General features: G+C 70.6%; 15 protein-coding genes and 1 pseudogene. 7 read left to right on the top strand and 9 right to left on the bottom strand.

Annotated features, from left to right (window positions below):
* Positions 1-124 precede the first annotated feature (124 nt).
* The gene (locus tag EDD92_RS11025) at positions 125-2,905 is read left to right on the top strand and encodes a penicillin acylase family protein (RefSeq protein WP_123964127.1); all 2,781 of its coding nucleotides are present in this window, start codon (positions 125-127) and stop codon (positions 2,903-2,905) included.
* A 94-nt stretch (positions 2,906-2,999) separates the two neighbouring features.
* Here EDD92_RS11025 and EDD92_RS11020 read toward each other — a convergent pair whose 3' ends face one another.
* Together EDD92_RS11020 and EDD92_RS11015 are read right to left on the bottom strand one after the other, a co-directional pair.
* Positions 3,000-4,334: a serine-threonine protein kinase gene (locus tag EDD92_RS11020; RefSeq protein WP_123964126.1), complete on the bottom strand. Its 1,335-nt coding sequence runs from the start codon at positions 4,332-4,334 to the stop codon at positions 3,000-3,002.
* Positions 4,335-4,415: 81 nt separating this feature from the next.
* A complete protein-coding gene (locus EDD92_RS11015) occupies positions 4,416-5,654 on the bottom strand; it encodes an exo-beta-N-acetylmuramidase NamZ domain-containing protein (RefSeq protein ID WP_123964125.1) in 1,239 nt (412 codons plus the stop codon).
* Positions 5,655-5,841: 187 nt separating this feature from the next.
* Here EDD92_RS11015 and EDD92_RS11010 point away from each other — a divergent pair, with 187 nt between their 5' ends.
* Genes EDD92_RS11010 through EDD92_RS11000 form a run of 3 tightly spaced genes read left to right on the top strand, consistent with a single transcriptional unit; the run spans position 5,842 to position 8,920 of the window.
* Positions 5,842-6,615, top strand: a complete 774-nt coding sequence (locus EDD92_RS11010; RefSeq protein WP_123964124.1) for an SDR family oxidoreductase — start codon at positions 5,842-5,844, stop codon at positions 6,613-6,615.
* A complete protein-coding gene (locus EDD92_RS11005) occupies positions 6,612-8,279 on the top strand; it encodes a class I adenylate-forming enzyme family protein (RefSeq protein WP_123964123.1) in 1,668 nt (555 codons plus the stop codon). The genes EDD92_RS11010 and EDD92_RS11005 overlap by 4 nt, the downstream gene beginning before the upstream one ends.
* 47 nt (positions 8,280-8,326) lie before the next feature.
* On the top strand, positions 8,327-8,920 hold the full coding sequence (locus tag EDD92_RS11000; RefSeq protein ID WP_123964122.1) for a TetR/AcrR family transcriptional regulator: 594 nt from the start codon (positions 8,327-8,329) through the stop codon (positions 8,918-8,920).
* 67 nt (positions 8,921-8,987) lie between these two features.
* Here the strand turns inward: EDD92_RS11000 and EDD92_RS10995 are convergent, their stop codons facing one another.
* From EDD92_RS10995 to EDD92_RS10985, 3 genes are all read right to left on the bottom strand, one after another.
* Complete coding sequence (locus tag EDD92_RS10995) at positions 8,988-10,202, bottom strand: acyl-CoA dehydrogenase (RefSeq protein WP_123964121.1); 1,215 nt, start codon at positions 10,200-10,202, stop codon at positions 8,988-8,990.
* Positions 10,203-10,208: 6 nt separating this feature from the next.
* Positions 10,209-11,231, bottom strand: a complete 1,023-nt coding sequence (locus tag EDD92_RS10990; protein ID WP_123964120.1) for a phosphotransferase family protein — start codon at positions 11,229-11,231, stop codon at positions 10,209-10,211.
* Positions 11,232-11,388: 157 nt separating this feature from the next.
* Positions 11,389-11,685, bottom strand: a complete 297-nt coding sequence (locus EDD92_RS10985; protein ID WP_123964119.1) for a hypothetical protein — start codon at positions 11,683-11,685, stop codon at positions 11,389-11,391.
* A gap of 115 nt (positions 11,686-11,800) precedes the next feature.
* On the opposite strand from EDD92_RS10985, the pseudogene EDD92_RS52400 reads away from it, so the two are divergent.
* Positions 11,801-12,461: pseudogene (locus EDD92_RS52400) on the top strand (zinc-binding dehydrogenase).
* 28 nt (positions 12,462-12,489) lie between these two features.
* On the opposite strand, the gene EDD92_RS10970 reads toward EDD92_RS52400, so the two are convergent.
* The 4 genes from EDD92_RS10970 to EDD92_RS10955 all read right to left on the bottom strand — a co-directional run bounded on the left by EDD92_RS10970 (position 12,490) and on the right by EDD92_RS10955 (position 14,726).
* Positions 12,490-12,813, bottom strand: a complete 324-nt coding sequence (locus EDD92_RS10970; RefSeq protein ID WP_123964118.1) for a DUF202 domain-containing protein — start codon at positions 12,811-12,813, stop codon at positions 12,490-12,492.
* Positions 12,810-13,202, bottom strand: a complete 393-nt coding sequence (locus tag EDD92_RS10965; RefSeq protein WP_123964117.1) for a YidH family protein — start codon at positions 13,200-13,202, stop codon at positions 12,810-12,812. The genes EDD92_RS10970 and EDD92_RS10965 overlap by 4 nt, the downstream gene beginning before the upstream one ends.
* 73 nt (positions 13,203-13,275) lie before the next feature.
* Positions 13,276-13,809, bottom strand: coding sequence for an NUDIX hydrolase (locus tag EDD92_RS10960; protein ID WP_123964116.1), 534 nt, complete (start codon positions 13,807-13,809; stop codon positions 13,276-13,278).
* A 23-nt stretch (positions 13,810-13,832) separates the two neighbouring features.
* Entirely contained in the window at positions 13,833-14,726 is an 894-nt protein-coding gene (locus EDD92_RS10955) for a DMT family transporter (protein WP_123964115.1), read from the bottom strand.
* Positions 14,727-15,133: 407 nt separating this feature from the next.
* On the opposite strand from EDD92_RS10955, the gene EDD92_RS10950 reads away from it, so the two are divergent.
* A complete protein-coding gene (locus EDD92_RS10950; protein ID WP_185123986.1) occupies positions 15,134-16,084 on the top strand; it encodes a hypothetical protein in 951 nt (316 codons plus the stop codon).
* Between the two features lie 34 nt (positions 16,085-16,118).
* The gene (locus EDD92_RS10945; protein ID WP_123964114.1) at positions 16,119-17,660 is read left to right on the top strand and encodes an APC family permease; all 1,542 of its coding nucleotides are present in this window, start codon (positions 16,119-16,121) and stop codon (positions 17,658-17,660) included.
* Positions 17,661-17,735: the final 75 nt, after the last annotated feature.

The raw sequence follows: 17,735 nt of genomic DNA, 5'->3' as shown, positions 1-17,735 counted from the left end.
CCATCCGATTTCCGATGACCTCCATAAGCCGTCCCGCCCACTCCAAAACTTGACGCATGTTCATCTTCACTCCCGGGGATACCGGCGGTAACGTCCCGGCTCACCCCCGTCGGTAGGAGCTGCCATGCCCTGGCGTACCTCTCGTAGCGCCCCAGACAGACTGAGAACTCCCGGCAGACTCGCCGGGTTCCTGAAGACCGCATCCATATGCGTCCTGATTGCTGGTCTTTTGTCCCCGCTCACCCAAGCGACGGCAGCCGCCGCGGCCCCGAACGACTACTGCGGCGGCCAGTGTTCCGACATCCTGCCGCCGGGCGAGAACGGCAACGCGACCCTCGCGCAGATCCTCCTCAACCAGGCGTTCGGCACCCAGCCCGACCACGCGGAGGACCAGCTCGGCCCGTACGCCAACCTGGCCAAGGGCTACTCCTCGCTCACCGACTCGAAGATCAACACGTTCTTCAACGACGCGTCGTTCGGGGTCTCTTCCGATCAAGTCGCCTCCACCGAGAAGCCTGCGGGCCGCAGTGACGTGACGATCGTCCGCGACAAGAAGGCGGGCGTTCCGCACATCACCGGTACCACCAGATACGGCACGGAGTTCGGCGCCGGGTATGCCGCGGCTGAGGACCGGCTGTGGCTCATGGACGTCTTCCGGCACGTGGGACGCGGCCAGCTGACGTCGTTCGCGGGCGGCGCGGCCTCCAACCAGGGCCTGGAGCAGGAGTTCTACCGCAACGCCCCCTACAGCGAGGCCGACCTGCAGGCCCAGATCGACAACGCCGTCGCCAAGAACGGCGCCCGCGGCCAGCAGGCCCTCGCCGACGCCAACGCCTACCTCGCGGGCATCAACGCCTACATCGACGCCTCCGACAGCGGCCGTTACTTCCCCGGCGAGTACGTCCTGACCGGCCACAAGGACTCGGTCACCAACGCCGGCACCATCGACCACTTCAAGATCACCGACCTGGTGGCGCTGGGCTCGGTCATCGGCTCGCTCTTCGGCGCCGGCGGTGGCGGCGAGGTCAACAACGCGATCTCGCTGATCGCCGCACAGTCCAAGTACGGCGTGGAGGAGGGCACCAAGGTCTGGGAGTCCTTCCGCGAGCGCAACGACCCCGAGGCCGTCCTCACCGTCCACAACGGCGAGAGCTTCCCGTACGCCTCCAAGCCGGACACCGCGGTGGGCGAGGCGCTGCCCGACTCCGGCTCGGTCGCGATCGAGCCGCTGGTCTACGACGCCACCGGCACGGGGGCGAGCCAGAGCGCGACCGCCGCCTCCAAGACGGCGACCGCGACCGCTCTCAGCTCGGCCAGGCGCGGCATGTCCAACGCCCTGGTGGTGAGCGGGAAATACACGGCCAGCGGTCACCCCATCGCCGTCTTCGGCCCGCAGACCGGCTACTTCGCCCCCCAGCTGCTCATGCTCCAGGAGATCCAGGGCCCGGGCATCAGCGCCCGCGGCGCCTCCTTCGCGGGCCTGAGCATGTACGTCGAACTCGGCCGCGGCCAGGACTACTCCTGGAGCGCGACCACCTCCGGCCAGGACATCATCGACACCTACGCCGTCGAGCTGTGCCAGGACGACAACCACTACCTGTACCACGGCACCTGCACGGCCATGGACAAGGTCGAGCAGACCAACTCCTGGAAGCCGACCACGGCCGACGGCACCGCGGCGGGCTCGTACACGATGAGAGTCTGGAAGACCAAGTACGGGCCCGTGGAGTACCGCGCGACCGTCGGCGGCAAGAAGGTCGCGTACACCACCCTGCGCTCGTCCTACATGCACGAGGCCGACTCGATCATCGGCTTCCAGATGCTGAACGACCCCGACTACGTCAAGGGCCCGGCCGACTTCCAGAGCGCGGCGCAGCACATCAACTACACCTTCAACTGGTTCTACGCCGACTCCCAGCACACCGCGTACTACAACAGCGGCAACAACCCGGTGCGCGCGAGCGGCGTCGACGCCGAGTTCCCGGTGTGGGGGCAGGCGGCGTACGAGTGGAAGAACTGGGACCCGACGACCAACACCGCCGACTACACGGCGGCCTCCGCACACCCCAACTCCGTCGACCAGGACTACTACATCTCCTGGAACAACAAGCAGGCCAAGGACTACACGACCGCGCCCTGGGGCGACGGGTCCGTGCACCGCGGCAACCTGCTGGAGGACCGGGTGAAGAAGCTGGTCGCGGCCGGCGGGGTCACCCGTACCAAGCTGGTGCAGGCCATGGCGGACGCGGCACTGGAGGACCTGCGGGCCGAGGACGTGCTGCCGAAGCTGCTCAAGGTCATCAACAGCAGCACGGTGACCGACTCCACGGCCGCGGCCGCGGTGAGCAAGCTGCAGGCCTGGGTGACGGCGGGCGCCAAGCGCACGGAGACGTCGGCGGGTTCGAAGAAGTACGCCGACGCCGACGCGATCCGCATCCTGGACGCCTGGTGGCCGCTGCTGGTCAAGGCCGAGTTCCAACCCGGCCTCGGCAGCGACCTGTACACCGCCTTCAGCAACAACCTGCCGGTCGACGAGTCCCCGTCGGCCGCGCACGGGCCGACCGGCTCGCACGCCGGCAGCTCCTTCCAGTACGGCTGGTGGAGCTACGTCGACAAGGACATCCGGTCGGTGCTCGGTGAGTCGGTGCAGGGGCCGCTGGCGGAGAAGTACTGCGGCGGCGGCAGCCTCAGCTCGTGCCGGGACACCCTGATCAGCACCCTGAAGACGGCGGCCGGCACGTCCGCGTCGACCGTCTACCCCGGCGACTCCCTGTGCTCGGCGGGCGATCAGTGGTGCGCCGACTCGATCGTCCAGCGGACGCTCGGCGGCATCAAGCACTACAACATCAGCTGGCAGAACCGGCCCACCTTCCAGCAGGTGGTGGAGTACACCTCCCATCGGTGAGATGTGACATGGCACTGAGGTGGAATGTCACACAGCACTGCGGTGGAATGTGAGATTGCCCTGCGGTGGCATGTGACATTGCACTGGCGGCGGGTCAGCGGATGCGGCCCGCCGCCAGCACCACCTGGGCCAGCTCCCGGTGCACGATGTCGCTGTGTGCACCGGCGGGCGGCCCGCCGCTCTTCACCACGGCCGCCGCATCGATGTTGACGCAACCCGAGGTCGGCAGAGTGCTCACGAGGGCGTCCGCGAGCTTGTACGCGCGCGTGCCCGGCACCGCCTGCACACCGTCGTGCCCCATCGCGCCCCACTTGGCGCCCAGCATCTCCCCGATGCCGAAGCCCTCTGTGGCCCCCTCGACGACGCCCTGTGCGTCGTCCGCCATGCGCGAGGCCAGCGGGTAGATCGTGCCGAGCGCCGCGTCGAAGTGGGAGTAGCAGCACACCAGAGGGCCGTCGACACGGTTCTGCTGGCCCTGCAGCACCCCGCCCGCGTGCGCGTCGAACGGCAGTCGGGCCGCGAACGCGTAGTGCGAGAACGCCCCTTGCAACAGTGTCACCGACTTCACCGTGTGCACGCCCTCGGGCAGCCCGCGCAGCGCGAACGACACCAGCCGGCCGCCGAAGCTGTGCCCCACGAGGTGCACGCGCACGGCGGGAGCGGAGGCGGCGAGCTGCCCGACCACGCGTCCGAGCCCGCGCTCGCCGACGGTGCCCGCGCGCCGCTTCATCGCGTAGTACGTCGCCTGCCGCAGCAGCTCCTTCGCGCCGTCCCAGGGGTTCGGCAACGAGAAGCCCTCCGTGTCGTCACCGGACCGGACGGCGGCCAGCGCCTGAGCGAACTCGTCGCAGAGTGCCGCCGTGTCCCCGGTGAACAGCACCGGCTCGCTCTGCGGGACACCCTCCGCGAGGGTGTCCGCCGCGAACAGCGGCTGCGGCCCGCCCGGTACGAGCTCCACCAGCAGCCGGACCAGCCGCCCGAACTCCTCCAGTTCGTTCTCGGGCCGCTGGTCCAGCATCCGTGCGATCTGGTCGACCACGGTGGCCCGACCGGGGAACGTCTCCAGCAGCGCGTGCCGGGTGTCCTTGTCGAGCGCGGGTGCCGGGGCGGCCTCCGCCTCCATGGCCACCACGGACTTCGGGAAGTCGGGGATCGGCTCGTCGCAGAACCGCATCGACGGCCAGATCACGCCCACGTACCCGATCTTCGCCTGTGCCGCGAGCTCCGGGACCGGCGCGAAGAACCGGCTGCAGAGGGCGGTCGCCCCCGAGCGGTCGTTGTTCCAGCCGTGCGCGAAGACGATCAGGTCACGGACTCCGCGTTTCGTGACTTCGGCGAGCAGCCGGTCCCGCTCCCGCCCGTCGACGTCCCCGTCCGCGTCGAAGGTCAGCTCCCAGTAAGGAGTCACGCTCATTGCCGGCTGTGCCATGGCAGGCCCCCTCGTCCCCCGTAGCGGTGCGATGTGGGCGCATCGTCCTGCTACCGGCCAGGGATGGCCATACGTCCCGACTCACTTGTAGAGGAGGTATTCCTTTCGAATCCGCCGGAACGCGGCCAGTTCCTCCTGCCAGCCCGCCACCACCTCGTCGGTGCCCGCGCCCGCGTCGATCGCCGTGCGCACCTGCGTGGAGCCCGTGAGCTTGTCGATCCAGTTGTCCGACCGCCAGCCGAAGCCGCTCCACACCTTCTTGGCGGTCACCAGCAGCGCGATCCCGGTACGCACGGGGTCGTAGGCGGCCCGGTCGTGCACGTGGATCTGGACGCCGCCGACGGTCCTCCCCTGGAACTTGGAGAAGGTCGGCGCGAAGTACGCCTCCCTGAAGTGCACACCGGGCAGGCCGAGTTCGTTCGCGGCGGCCGCCCACCTTCCGTCGATGCCCTCCGCGCCGAGCAGCTCGAAGGGGCGGGTGGTGCCGCGGCCCTCCGACAGGTTGGTGCCTTCGAACATGCACGTCCCCGAGTACACGAGTGCCGTGTCGGGCGTCGGCATGTTGGGGCTCGGCGGCACCCAGGGCAGCGACCAGGCGTCGTAGAACTCCGAGCGCTTCCATCCCGTCATCGGTACGGTCTGCAGGGGCACGGGGGTGGCGAGGAACTCCCCGTTGAACAGCCGGGCCAGCTCGGCGACCGTCATGCCGTGCGCCTGGGAGATCGGCTGCCGTCCCACGAAGGTCGCGAACTCCTTGTGGAGCACCGGGCCCTGGGCCGCGCGGCCCGTCACCGGGTTCGGCCGGTCGAGGACGACGAAGCGTTTGCCGGCGAGCTGGGCGGCCTCCATGCAGTCGTACAGCGTCCAGATGTACGTGTAGAAGCGGGCGCCGACGTCCTGGATGTCGAAGACCACGGTGTCGACGCCGGAGGCCGTGAAGACGTCGGCGAGGGGCCGGCCGCTCTTGAGGTACGTGTCGTAGACGGGGAGTCCGGTGGCGGGATCGTCGTAGCGGCCTTCGGAGCCGCCTGCTTGTGCGGTGCCGCGGAAGCCGTGTTCGGGGCCGAAGACGGCGACCAGGTTGACGCGGGTGTCCGCGTGCATGACGTCGACCATGTGGTGGACGTCTCGGGTCACGCCCGTGGGATTGGTGACGATTCCGACTCGTTGGCCGTCGAGGAGTGCGTAGCCTTCGGCGGAGAGGCGTTCGAAGCCGGTGCGTAGGTGTTTGCGGGGGTTGGCCGCCGAGGCCGGGGGTGCCGAGGTGAGGGACGCTGCTGCCGTTGTCGCTGCGAGTAAGGCTCGTCTGGATAGGCGCATGGGGTGCACGGTATTGCTACCGCAGGTTGTCGGGAAGCTGCGGGAAGTCCGTGGTTGCTCGCGCCCGCGCGGCGGAGCCGCAAATCGACACAGCCCGCGCCCGCAAGAGCCTTGCAGTCGGCCCTTTCCAGTTACATACCGACCGGTTAGTCTGGCCTCGCAGCAGAGCCGCAGTCGAAGGAGACCGATGGTGGAAGCCGTTCAGGGTGCTGGTGTGGTTGTCACGGGGGCCGGGGGTGGGATCGGGGCCGCGCTGGCCCGGCGGTTCGCCGCCGAAGGGGCCCGGGTCGTCGTCAATGACCTGGATGGTGAGCGGGCCAAGACGGTCGCTGACGAGATCGGCGGTATCGCCGTGCCCGGCGACGCCTCCGGGATCGTCGGCGATGCCCGCGACGCGCTCGGGGGGACCGTCGACGTCTACTGCGCCAATGCCGGTGTTGCCTTCGAGGACGCCGGGCCGGGGCAGCCGCTCGACGAGAAGGCCTGGGCCGTGTCCTGGGACGTCAATCTGATGGCCCACGTGCGTGCCGCCCATGAGCTGCTTCCCGAGTGGCTGGAGCGGGGCAGCGGCCGTTTCGTGTCCACCGTGTCCGCCGCCGGGCTGCTGACCATGATCGGGGCGCCCTCCTACAGCGTCACCAAGCACGGTGCGTACGCCTTCGCCGAGTGGCTGTCGCTCACGTACCGGCACCGGGGGCTCAAGGTGCACGCCATCTGTCCGCAGGGGGTACGGACCGACATGCTGGCCGCCACCGGCACCGCGGGCGACCTGGTGCTGCAGCCGACCGCCATCGAGCCGGCGGACGTCGCGGACGCCCTGTTCAAGGGCATCGAGGAGGACCGCTTCCTGATCCTGCCGCACCCCGAGGTCGCCGGGTACTACCAGGCCAGGGCCACCCACCCCGACCACTGGCTGACGAACATGAACCACCTCCAGCAGAAGTGGGAGGAGGCACGGTGACCGACTCCCGTTACGCCGCCCGGCCCTGGGTGGCCCTGCTCAACGATGCCCAGCGCGGCCCCATAGAGCCCGCCGACTCCCTGGTGCACGCGCTGCGCCGGTCCGTCGCCGCGGCCCCGGACCGCACCTTCCTCGCCTACTTCGACGGTCGGCTGAGCTACCGCGAGGTCGACGAGCTGAGCGACTCGGTCGCCGGGCATCTCGCCGCCCGCGGCCTGGAGCGCGGCGACCGGGTGGCGATCCTGCTGCAGAACTCCCCGCTCTTCGTCCTGGCGCTGCTGGGCGCCTGGAAGGCGGGGGCGATCGTCGTGCCCGTCAACCCCATGTACAAGTCGGGGGAGGTCGGGCACGTCCTGCGGGACGGCGAGGTCACGGCGCTGGTCTGCTCCGACCGGGCCTGGGAGTCGTATCTGCGGGACACGGCCGCAGAGTCGCCCGTGCAGATCGTGCTGACCGGCTGCGAACTGGACTTCCAGACGCGTGGCGACGCGCGGGTGCTGGGCTTCGAGCGGCTGCCGCAGGCCGCGGACGCCGCCGACCTGACGACCGTGGCCCGCGCCGGGTACGAGGCGCCCGAGGGCCGCCGGCTCACGCCGTCCGACATCGCGTTGATCAGCTACACCTCGGGCACCAGCGGCACCCCCAAGGGGGCCACCAACACGCACGGCAACATCATGCACAACGCGGAGCGGCAGCGGACGGGGCTGGCCCTGCCGGATGCGCCCGTGTACTACGCGCTGGCGCCGCTGTTCCACATCACCGGGATGGTCTGCCAGCTCGGCGCCTGTCTCAACAGCGCGGGCACGCTCGTGCTGACGTACCGCTTCGATGCGGGTGTCGTGCTGGAGGCGTTCGCCGAGCACCGGCCGCACTACACGGTCGGCCCGTCGACCGCCTTCATGGCGCTGGGCGCCCACCCGGACGCCACCCGGGACCACTTCTCGTCGTTCGTGAACATCTCCAGCGGGGGTGCGCCCGTGCCGCCCGCCCTGGTGGAGAAGTTCCGGGCGGGCTTCGGGCCCTACATCCGCAACGGCTACGGGCTGACCGAGTGCACCGCGCCCTGCGCCTCCGTACCGCCCGGCCTGGAGGCCCCGGTCGACCCGGCCTCCGGCACGCTGGCCGTGGGCCTGCCGGGCCCCGACACCGTCGTACGCATCGTCGACGAGCAGGGCAAGGAGGTGCCCTTCGGCGAGCAGGGCGAGATCGTCGTCCGCGGGCCGCAGGTCGTGCCCGGCTACTGGCGGCGGCCGGACGCGACCGCCGAGACCTTCCCGGACGGCGAGCTGCGCACCGGCGACATCGGTTTCATGGACGAGCAGGGGTGGCTGTACGTCGTCGACCGTAAGAAGGACATGATCAACGCGTCCGGTTTCAAGGTGTGGCCGCGCGAGGTCGAGGACGTCCTGTACACGCATCCCGCGGTCCGCGAGGCGGCCGTCGTCGGGGTGCCCGACGGGTATCGCGGGGAGACCGTCAAGGCGTACATCAGTCTGCGTCCGGGCGCCGACACGGACCCGGGTGAACTCGCGATGTACTGCAAGGAGAGACTGGCCGCCTACAAGTACCCGCGGCAGGTGGAGATCCTGCCCGACTTGCCGAAGACGGCGAGTGGGAAGATCCTCCGTCGGGAGCTTCGTTCCCGGCCGCAGGACAGCGAATAACAGCGCATCGATACAGGCAGAGAGCTTGGAAGGCAGGTGGCGGCACAGTGCCCAGAACGACGGACGGTGACGGTACTCCCGTCCCGCAGCGGCTGCTGGCCGCCGCCACCCGGCTCTTCGCCGAGCAGGGCTACGACCGCACCTCGGTACAGGAGATCGTCGAGGCGGCCGGCGTCACCAAGGGGGCGCTGTACCACTACTTCGGCTCCAAGGACGACCTGCTGCACGAGGTGTACGCGCGTGTGCTGCGCGTCCAGCAGGAGCGCCTTGACGCGTTCGCCGACGCGGACGAACCGATCGAGAAGCGGCTGCGGGGCGCGGCGGCCGACGTCGTCGTCACGACGATCGAGAACCTCGACGACGCGAACATCTTCTTCCGCTCCATGCACCATCTGAGCCCGGAGAAGAACAAGCAGGTGCGTGCCGAGCGCCGGCGCTACCACGAGCGCTTCCGTGCGCTGGTGGAGGAGGGCCAGGAGGCGGGGGTCTTCTCCAAGGCGACCCCGGCCGACCTGGTGGTCGACTACCACTTCGGGTCGGTCCACCACCTGTCGACCTGGTACCGGCCGGACGGGCCGATGAGCCCCCAGGAGGTCGCCGACCACCTGGCGGACCTGCTGCTGCGCGCCCTGCGTCCCTGAAGCGCTCAGGTACAAGGACATGGGTAAGGGGCGGTCGCCATTGCGGCCGCCCCTTACGCGCGTGGTGTCACAGGTACTTCTTCAGCTCCCGCCGCGCCAGCGACCGCTGGTGCACCTCGTCCGGGCCGTCCGCGATCATCAGCGTCCGGGCTCCGGCGTACAGCTCGGCCAGCGGGAAGTCCTGGCTGACTCCGCCCGCGCCGTGCAACTGGATCGCCCGGTCGATGATGTCGACGACCGCGCGGGGCGTGGCGATCTTGATGGCCTGGATCTCCGCGTGGGCGCCCCTGTTGCCGACCGTGTCCATCAGCCAGGCCGTCTTCAGCACGAGCAGCCGCAGCTGCTCCACCGTCACGCGCGCGTCGGCGATCCAGTTGTGCACCACACCCTGCTGGGCCAGCGCCTTGCCGAAGGCCGTACGGGACACCGCCCGCCGGCACATCAGCTCGATGGCCCGCTCCGCCATGCCGATCAGCCGCATGCAGTGGTGGATACGGCCCGGACCGAGGCGGGCCTGGGCGATGGCGAAGCCGCCGCCCTCCTCGCCGATCAGGTTGGACACCGGAACGCGCGCCTGGTCGAAGATCACCTCGGCGTGGCCGCCGTGGTAGTGGTCCTCGTAGCCGAAGACCTGCATCGCGCGCTTGACGGTGACGCCCGGGGTGTCGCGGGGGACCAGCACCATGGACTGCTGGCGGCGGATGTCCTCGCCGTCCGGGTTCGTCTTGCCCATCACGACGAAGATCTTGCAGTCCGGGTTCATCGCACCGGAGATGTACCACTTGCGGCCGGTGATGACGTATTCGTCGCCGTCCCGCTCGATGTGCGTGGTGATGTTGGTGGCGTCGGACGAGGCCACCTCCGGCTCGGTCATCGCGAACGCCGAGCGGATCTCGCCCGCCAGCAGCGGCTCCAGCCACTGCTTCTTCTGCTGCTCGTCGCCGAACTGCGCGAGCACTTCCATGTTGCCGGTGTCGGGCGCCGCGCAGTTCGTGGCCGTCGGCGCCAACTGCGGGCTGCGGCCGGTGATTTCGGCCAGCGGTGCGTACTGGAGGTTGGTCAGCCCGGCGCCGTGCTCGGCGTCCGGCAGGAAGAGGTTCCACAGGCCCTGCCTGCGCGCCTCCGCCTTGAGCTCCTCGACCACGGCCGGCGTGTCCCAGGGGGACGCGAGCGCGGCGCGCTGCTCCTCCGCCACCGCCTCGGCCGGGTAGACGTACTCGTCCATGAAGGCGAGCAGCTTGGCGCGCAGTTCCTCCGTGCGCGCGTCGAACGCGAAGTCCATGGTCTGTCAGCCTTCCTGAAGAGTGGTCAGGCCGTGCTCGATGAAGACGGGCACCAGGTCACCGATGCGGTCGAAGCCGCGGCCGACCGTCTGGCCCAGCGTGTAGCGGTAGTGGATGCCCTCGAGGATCACGGCGAGCTTGAACCAGGCGAACGCCGTGTACCAGGAGACGGCCGAGACGTCGCGCCCCGAGCGCGCGGCGTACCGCTCGATCAGCTCGGCCGGATCCGGGTGCCCGGGGGCCTCGGCGGTCGTGGAGACCGGGGAGTCGGGCATGCCCAGCGGCATGCTGTACATCACCAGCAGGCCCAGGTCGGTGAGCGGGTCGCCGAGCGTGGACATCTCCCAGTCGAGGATCGCCTTGATCTTGTCGTCCTCGCCGATCAGCACGTTGTCGAGCCGGTAGTCGCCGTGGACCACGGCCGGTGCGGGAGAGGCGGGCAGCTGCCGTCCCAGCGAGGCGTGCAGCTCGTCGATGCCGGCCAGGTCGCGGTTGCGGGAGGCGTCCAGCTGCTTGCCCCAGCGGCGCAACTGCCGGTCCAGGAAGCCCTCGGGGCGGCCGAAGTCGGCGAGGCCCACCTCGGCGGGGTCCACCGCGTGCAGCTCGACGAGCGTGTCCACCAGGGACAGCACCGCGCCCCGGGTGCGGTCCGGGCCGAGCGGGGCGAGCTGGTCGGCCGTGCGGTACGGCGTGCCCTCCACGAACTCCATGACGTAGAACGGCGACCCGAGCACGTCCTCGTCCTCGCACAGCAGCACAGGGCGCGGCACCGGCACGTCCGTCGGGTGCAGTGCGCTGATCACCCGGTGCTCGCGCTTCATGTCGTGCGCGGTGGCCAGGACATGGCCGAGCGGGGGCCGGCGCACGACCCACTTCGAGGTGCCGTCCGAGACCGTGTACGTGAGGTTCGACCGACCGCCCTCGATCAGCCGGCCGGTCAGGGGGCCGTGCACCAGGCCGGGCAGCTCCTGGTCGAGCAGGCCGCGCAGCCGGTCGAGATCGAGACCTGGCGGGTGGTCGGGGCTCATCGGTGCTCCTTACGGGCGTCAGAACGGTTCCCGACCATGATGCCGACCGGTCGGTATGTCGTCCAGTGTGTGCGGCGAACGTGATCTGAGCCACGATATGCCGACAGCTCCCGGCGCAGTGGCGCGGGAGCTGTCGGCCGACCGGTTCCGGCCGGTTTCAGTGGTCGTCCCAGTGGCCTTCGTGCGGGGCGTGCCGATGGCCGTCGTGCAGGTAGTCGACGTGGTCGCCGTGCAGGACGCTCTCGTGTCCGCAGCCCTCGCCGTGCCGGTGGTCATGGCCCTCGTGAGGTGCGTGTCCGTCCGGCTCGCACTCGTCCCAGTGGCCGCCGTGCTCGCGGTGCAGATGCCCGTCGTGCGCGTAGTCGACGTGATCCCCGTGCGGCACCTGCGTGTGTCCGCAGTCGGGGCCGTGGATGTGAGTGTGGGAGGTGTGTTCCAGGTGAAGGGTGGTCATGGGGGCTCACCTTCGGGGGATTGCGGGTGATGACGTCGGACAGGGTGCCACGCGAACCGCACATATCGGACCATTCGGCTTGCGTGGCGTCTGCGTGCGCCGGAGGGGCGAGCCCATGAAGGCCATCGGCTACGCCCGGTATGGCGGGCCCGAGGGGCTCGAGTACGGCGAGCTGCCCGACCCGTCGACTGAAAGCGCCGCGAGGGCCACCTCGACGGAATGCTCGACGCCCTCTTCCCGGTGGTGCCCGGCTGGGACGTCTCCGGTGTCGCGCCGAGTACGCCGCCGCCCCCGGTGCGCACCCTCGCCCGCAGGCCGCGCAACCTCTCCTTCGAGAAGGCGGCCGGGCTGCCCCTGGCGGGCCTCACCGCCTACCGGGTGCCAAGCGCTCCGCTGGAAGTGCCGCGACAGGCTGTGGTTCGGCGGCGGCATCGTGGCTGGTCGCGCCAGCGGCTGAGCCGCATATCGATGCGCCCCTGCAGGCGCGGTCGAACCGCAGCGGACTTTGCCCGACCAGCAGCCGAGAGTGGGGGAGGGCGCCTGGGCCGGCCCCCGGGGGACGCCTTGCGTCGATCGCCGACGGCGATGTCGTCGACTACGGCGGCCGCTACTGCTGGGTGCGCCCCGACACCGAGGACTTGCTCCGGCTGACCGAGCTGGTGGAGGAAGGGGCCCTGTCCGTGCACGTGTCGGAGACGTTCCCGCTGGAGCGCGCGGGGGACGCGCATCGCCTCCATCAGGAGGGGCGGACGTGGGTGGGGGGAAGATCGTGGTGACCATGGAGTGCCGGTGCGAAGGTCCTGGTCAGAAGACCAGTGCCACCCCGCACGCCGCCAGGGCCACCGTGCACAGAGCCGCCGCGGTGGCATGCCGGGGAGCGAGTGCCAGTGGGCTGTCGGAGGACGCCAGCGTGCTGATGCGGCGGTGGGCGACGAGGAGGAAGCCCAGCCAGAGGGCGCAGCACAGGGCGCATGCGATGATCCCGACCGGGGAGACGCTGCCGTGCAGCGCGGTCTTCGTGGCGAGGACGGCGGCCACGGTGCTCGCCAGCGTCGTACGCCGCCAGGCCAGCCGGGTCCGCTCCGGCTGAAGCCCGGGGTCGCGCCCCTGGCCCGCGTCGGCGTTCATCCCTCCCACCCGACGAGTACGACGACGACCATCGCCAGGGCCACGACGGCGACGACGATGCTCAGCAGCGCCGGGAACCGTGAGACCGGCAGATCCTCGCCGCGGCGCATGGCACGTTCGCAGCGCATCCAGTGGTTGACCGCGCGCAGGGAGCACAGCACGCCCGCGCCGAGCAGCGCGAGCGCCAGTCCCGCGCGCCAGGCCCAGCGCAGGTCCGGCAGGAACTGGTCCACCGCGAAGCCGCCGCCGATCAGGGCGAGGGCCGTGCGCAGCCAGGCCAGGAAGGTGCGTTCGTTCGCCAGCGAGAAGCGGTAGTCCGGCGTGCCGCCCTCCTGCCGGACCTGTGCCGGGGCGAACCAGAGCCGGACGTTCCGTGCGAATTCGATCACGCTTACGACTCTATCCAGCTTCAGTCGGCGTCGTCTGCCGGGGTCTGCCGCCCCCAGACCTCAGCTTCGGCGCTTAAGGGGCCTCGTCCTCAAACGCCGGACGGGCTGACATCAGCCGCTCGTACGCCGCGAGCCCGTCCGGCACCCACTCCCACTCGCTCAACAGGCGCTCGACCTCCGCCTCCGGCAGGAAGTCGTGCCAGGCCACCTCCTCGGCCTGGGGGCTGACCGGCAGTTCGCAGCGGACCTCGTACACCGCCGACCACCAGGTGCGGCCGGCGCCGTCGTCGTACAGGAACTTGAAGAGGAAGCGCGGGCTCGGGAGGCCGGAGACACCGAGTTCCTCCTCGGCCTCGCGCAGCGCGGCGTCGTCGTAGGACTCGCCCGCGCCGACCACTCCGCCGACCCACATGTCGTAGAGGGAGGGGAAGACCAGCTTGGTGGGGGTGCGGCGGTGGACGAAGAGGCGGCCCTCGGCATCCCGGGCCTGGATGAAGACGCAGCGGTGGCGCAGGCCCTTGGCGTAGGCCTCGCCGCGCGGGGACTGGCCGATGACCTGGTCGTTCTCGTCGACGATGTCGAGGATTTCGTCTGCGGGGGTCGTCATGCCGCCATCCAAGCAGGACGGCGTCAGCTGCGCTGCAGGGCCTGCACCCGCTCCGGCTTGACAGTGCCGCTCGGCATGCACGGGTGCAGACCGAGGAGGACGATGCCCCCGACGATCGCGGCGAGGCCCGCCGCCTCCCAGGCGAGGGCGCCGGTGTCGGTGCGCAGCCGGTCGCCCAGGAAGCCCACTCCGCACAGGATGCCGGCCAGCGGCTGGGCGGCGGTGAGCGCGGGCAGGGACATCCGCAGGGGCGCGGTCTCGAAGGCGCTCTGGACCAGGATCAGGCCGGCGACTCCGAGCGCCGCCACGCCGTACGGCTGCCACCCCGTCACCAGCTCGGTGAGCCCGCCCTGGGCGAAGCGCTCGCCGCTGACCCGGGTGAGGGCGTCCTGGACGCCGTAGAGGAGACCGGCGGCGAGGGCGAGGAGGACGGGGGCGGCGCTCAGGCGGGAGCGCTTTGCGTACGTCGTCAGGAGGAGGGCGAGGCCGACCATGGCGCCGATGATCAGCCAGTGCCGGAACGGGTCGCTGACGGCGGTGCCGCCGCGCGGCTCGCCCGCGACGATGAAGACGGTGACGCCGCCCGCGAGCAGCGCGAGGCCGGTCCAGCCCTGGCGGCCCAGCGGCTGTCTGGTCTGCTTGCGGGAGAGGGCCAGGGCGAACAGGAGGTTGGTGGCGAGGAGCGGTTCGACCAGGGAGATCTCGCCCTGGCTCAGCGCTATCGCCCCGAGGACCATCCCGGCCACCATCAGCGCGATGCCGCCCAGCCAGCGTGGCACCTGCATCAGGTCGAGGAGCAGACGTGGTGAGAGGAAGTCGCTGAGGGGTGCCCGCTGGGCCGCGTTCTGCTGGAGCACGAATCCGAAGCCCAGGCAGCAGGCAGCGCTCACGGCGAGAATCAGAACCAGAACGGACACGCTGCGTACCTCGAGTCAGATGGGCCGGGCCACGGGGTGCGTAGTGGGTGACTGTAGCGTCCCAGGGCCCGGCTTGCCCCTGGGAGTGCCCGGATCCGGGCCGTCGACCCGGTCACGTCGCCCCGACGATCAAGGGCGGTGCCGCGGTCGTCCCGCCATGGTGAGGTGCCGGGGCGTACGGCGCCATGGCGTACGCCACACGCACGAACTGGTACAGCGGCACGCACGACGCGGCAGGATCACAAATGCCTCTCCAGTAACGGAAGTTGACGCGTGTAACAACCGTCCCTCCCTTGACGCAAAGCGTTGGCTGGGGGTTTGCTGTGCGTGATCAGCTGACGGCACATCGATATCAGGCCGGACCGATACCAAGACGTCGAGCCGCGTCGCGTGAGGAAGATCCCGCGGTGTCCCCACCCCCGCCACCCTTCGGCCGGGGCCGCAAACGCGCGGCCCATGCTCTTGACGCGGCCCTCGACGACGCCGAACTCGGCGCCGCCCGTGCCGCGTTGGCGCAGGGGCGGTGGCAGGCGGCGCGGTCGTTGCTCGTTCGGACGGGGGACGACTGGGACCGCCGCGGACACCGGGTCGCCGTACTCGCGCTGGAGCCCTACAGCGCCGCCTGGGCCCGGGACTGGCTGCTTGCCGAGCCCGACTCCGCCGACGCCGCCGTGCTGCTCGCGCTCGCGCTCGTCCAGCGCGCCTTACGGGGCAAGGAGAAAGCGGAGCGCGCCCGCGAGGCCTGCCGTGATGCCGCCGCGCTCGTGCCCGCCGACCCCACCCCGTGGCTCGGGCTGCTCATGCTGGAGCGCGACCCGGGCCCGGCGGGGGACATCGAGCGGCTCTTCGCCGAGGTCCGCCGCCGGTACGCCGACCACCACCACGCCCACCACCTGATGGTCGCCCGCCTCGCCGAGCGGCACGCCGACGCCGGCCCGGACCCGCTGCACGAGGTCTACGACTTCGCCAACCGGTCCGCCCTGCACGCCCCCGCCGACTCTCCCCTCGCCATCCTGCCGGTCGTCGCGCACGCCGAGCGTTACCGCGTGCTGGCCGCCGCCGGGCACGAGCCCGCCGACCCCGCCGCCTCGGGCCACTGGAGCGGACGCCGGGCCCGGCAGGTGATGAAGGCCGCCTTCGACTGGTGGCTGGAATGGGAGCACGAGGGCCACCCACGCCGCCTGGTCGACCTCAACTTCCTCGCCCACGCCAAGGTCTGCGAGGGCCGCGGCGCCGAGGCCGCCGCCCTGTTCCACCGCATCGGCGAGCACGCCACCCCCGCCCCCTGGTCGTACCCGGACCGCGATCCGCACTCCGCCTTCCGTGCCGCGCGCGCTTCCGCGCTCGGCACGGCATGACACTCCCGACCCCGACATCACAAGGACGGTCTCCATGACCACGGGCAGTTCCAACGCGAGCAGAGCCGCCGCGGGCGGCATCAGTACCTATCTGGGGCAGGAGCGCGCCCTGCGCGCCGACCGCCTGGGCGCGGGGGGCCTGCTGCTCTCCGTGCTCGCCGCGACCGCCCCGCTCATGGTGGTCGCGGGTGTCATGCCCACCACATTCGCGGTGATGGGCATCGTCGGGCAGCCGCTGCTCTTCGTCGTCCTCGGTGTGGTGCTGGTCCTGTTCAGCGTCGGCTACGCCGAGATGAGCCGGCACGTCCACAACGCGGGCGCCTTCTACGCGTACATCTCCCGCGGACTCGGCGGCACCGCCGGCGCGAGCGCCGCCCTCGTCGCCCTCGCCGCCTACAGCGCGCTCCAGGTCGGCATCTACGGCATCTTCGGCTTCGAGGTCTCCAACCTGTTCGCCACCTACGCCGACGTCCAGGTGGCGTGGTGGATACCGGCGCTCGCGGCCGTGGCGGTCGTCGGGCTGCTGGGCTGGCTGAAGATCGACGTCAACGCGCGCGTGCTGGGCGTTCTGCTGGTCGTCGAGGTGATCCTCGTCGTCATCTTCGACGTCGCCTCGATCGCCGACCCGGCCAAGCAGGGCCTGTCGCTGCACGCCTTCAACCCGGACACCCTCACCGGCGCCGGTGTCGGCACGGCACTCTGCTTCTGCATCGCGGCCTTCACCGGCTTCGAGCAGGCTCCCGTCTATGCCGAGGAGACCAGCCGACCGCACGTCCTCGTCCCGCGCGTGATGCTGCTCGCCGTGGGTTTCGTCACCGTCTTCTTCGCGATCAGCTCCTGGGCGTACACCGTCGCCACCGGCCCCTCCGCGATCGTCGGCGCCGCGCAGAAGCAGAGCGCCGGACTGCTGTTCTCCCTCACCGAGTCCCGGCTCGGCTCCACCTTCACCGACGTCCTGCACGTCCTGTTCGTGACCGGCATGTTCGCCGCCCTGCTCAGCTTCCACAACGTCGTCGCCCGCTACGCCTTCGCCATGGGCCGCGAGGGACTGCTGCCGCGCACCTTCGGCCGTACGACGGGCACGAGCGGCGCACCCGGCACCGGCTCCCTGCTGCAGACGGTGGTGTCCGCGGTCGTCGTGATCGCCTTCGCTGTCGCCGACGACAAGCCGGCCGGCGACCCGACCGCGCCCGTCCTGCACCTGTTCACCTGGCTCGGCAACATCGGCGCGCTCGGTGTGATCCTGCTGATGGCGGCGGCCTCCGTCTCGGTGATCGTCTTCTTCGCCCGGCGTGGCGCGGCGGGCGCACAGGCCTGGCGGCTGGTCACCTCGGCGCTCGCCGCCGTCGCCCTGCTGGTGATCGCCGGCTACACGGTCAAGGACTTCGACGTCCTGGTCGGCGCCGGCCCGGACTCGGCCCTGAGCTGGGCGCTGCCCGGCATCATCGGCCTCGCCCTGGTCGTCGGCCTGGTCCAGGGCCTGCTCCTGCGCTCCCGCTCGCCCGAGGCGCATGCCCGCATCGGGCTCGGCAACGAGGCGTTCCAGCTGGACAAGGCGGCCCAGGAGGCGTCGTAGGCACGAGAGACAGCCGACGGTTTCTGAGAACGCCGTAAGAAGTGATTACGGAACCCTGACGAGCACCCGCGATTC

It is taken from the genome of Streptomyces sp. TLI_185 (genome assembly GCF_003814765.1).
GTDB lineage: Bacteria > Actinomycetota > Actinomycetes > Streptomycetales > Streptomycetaceae > Streptomyces.
This window is presented reverse-complemented; position numbering and strand designations above follow the sequence as displayed.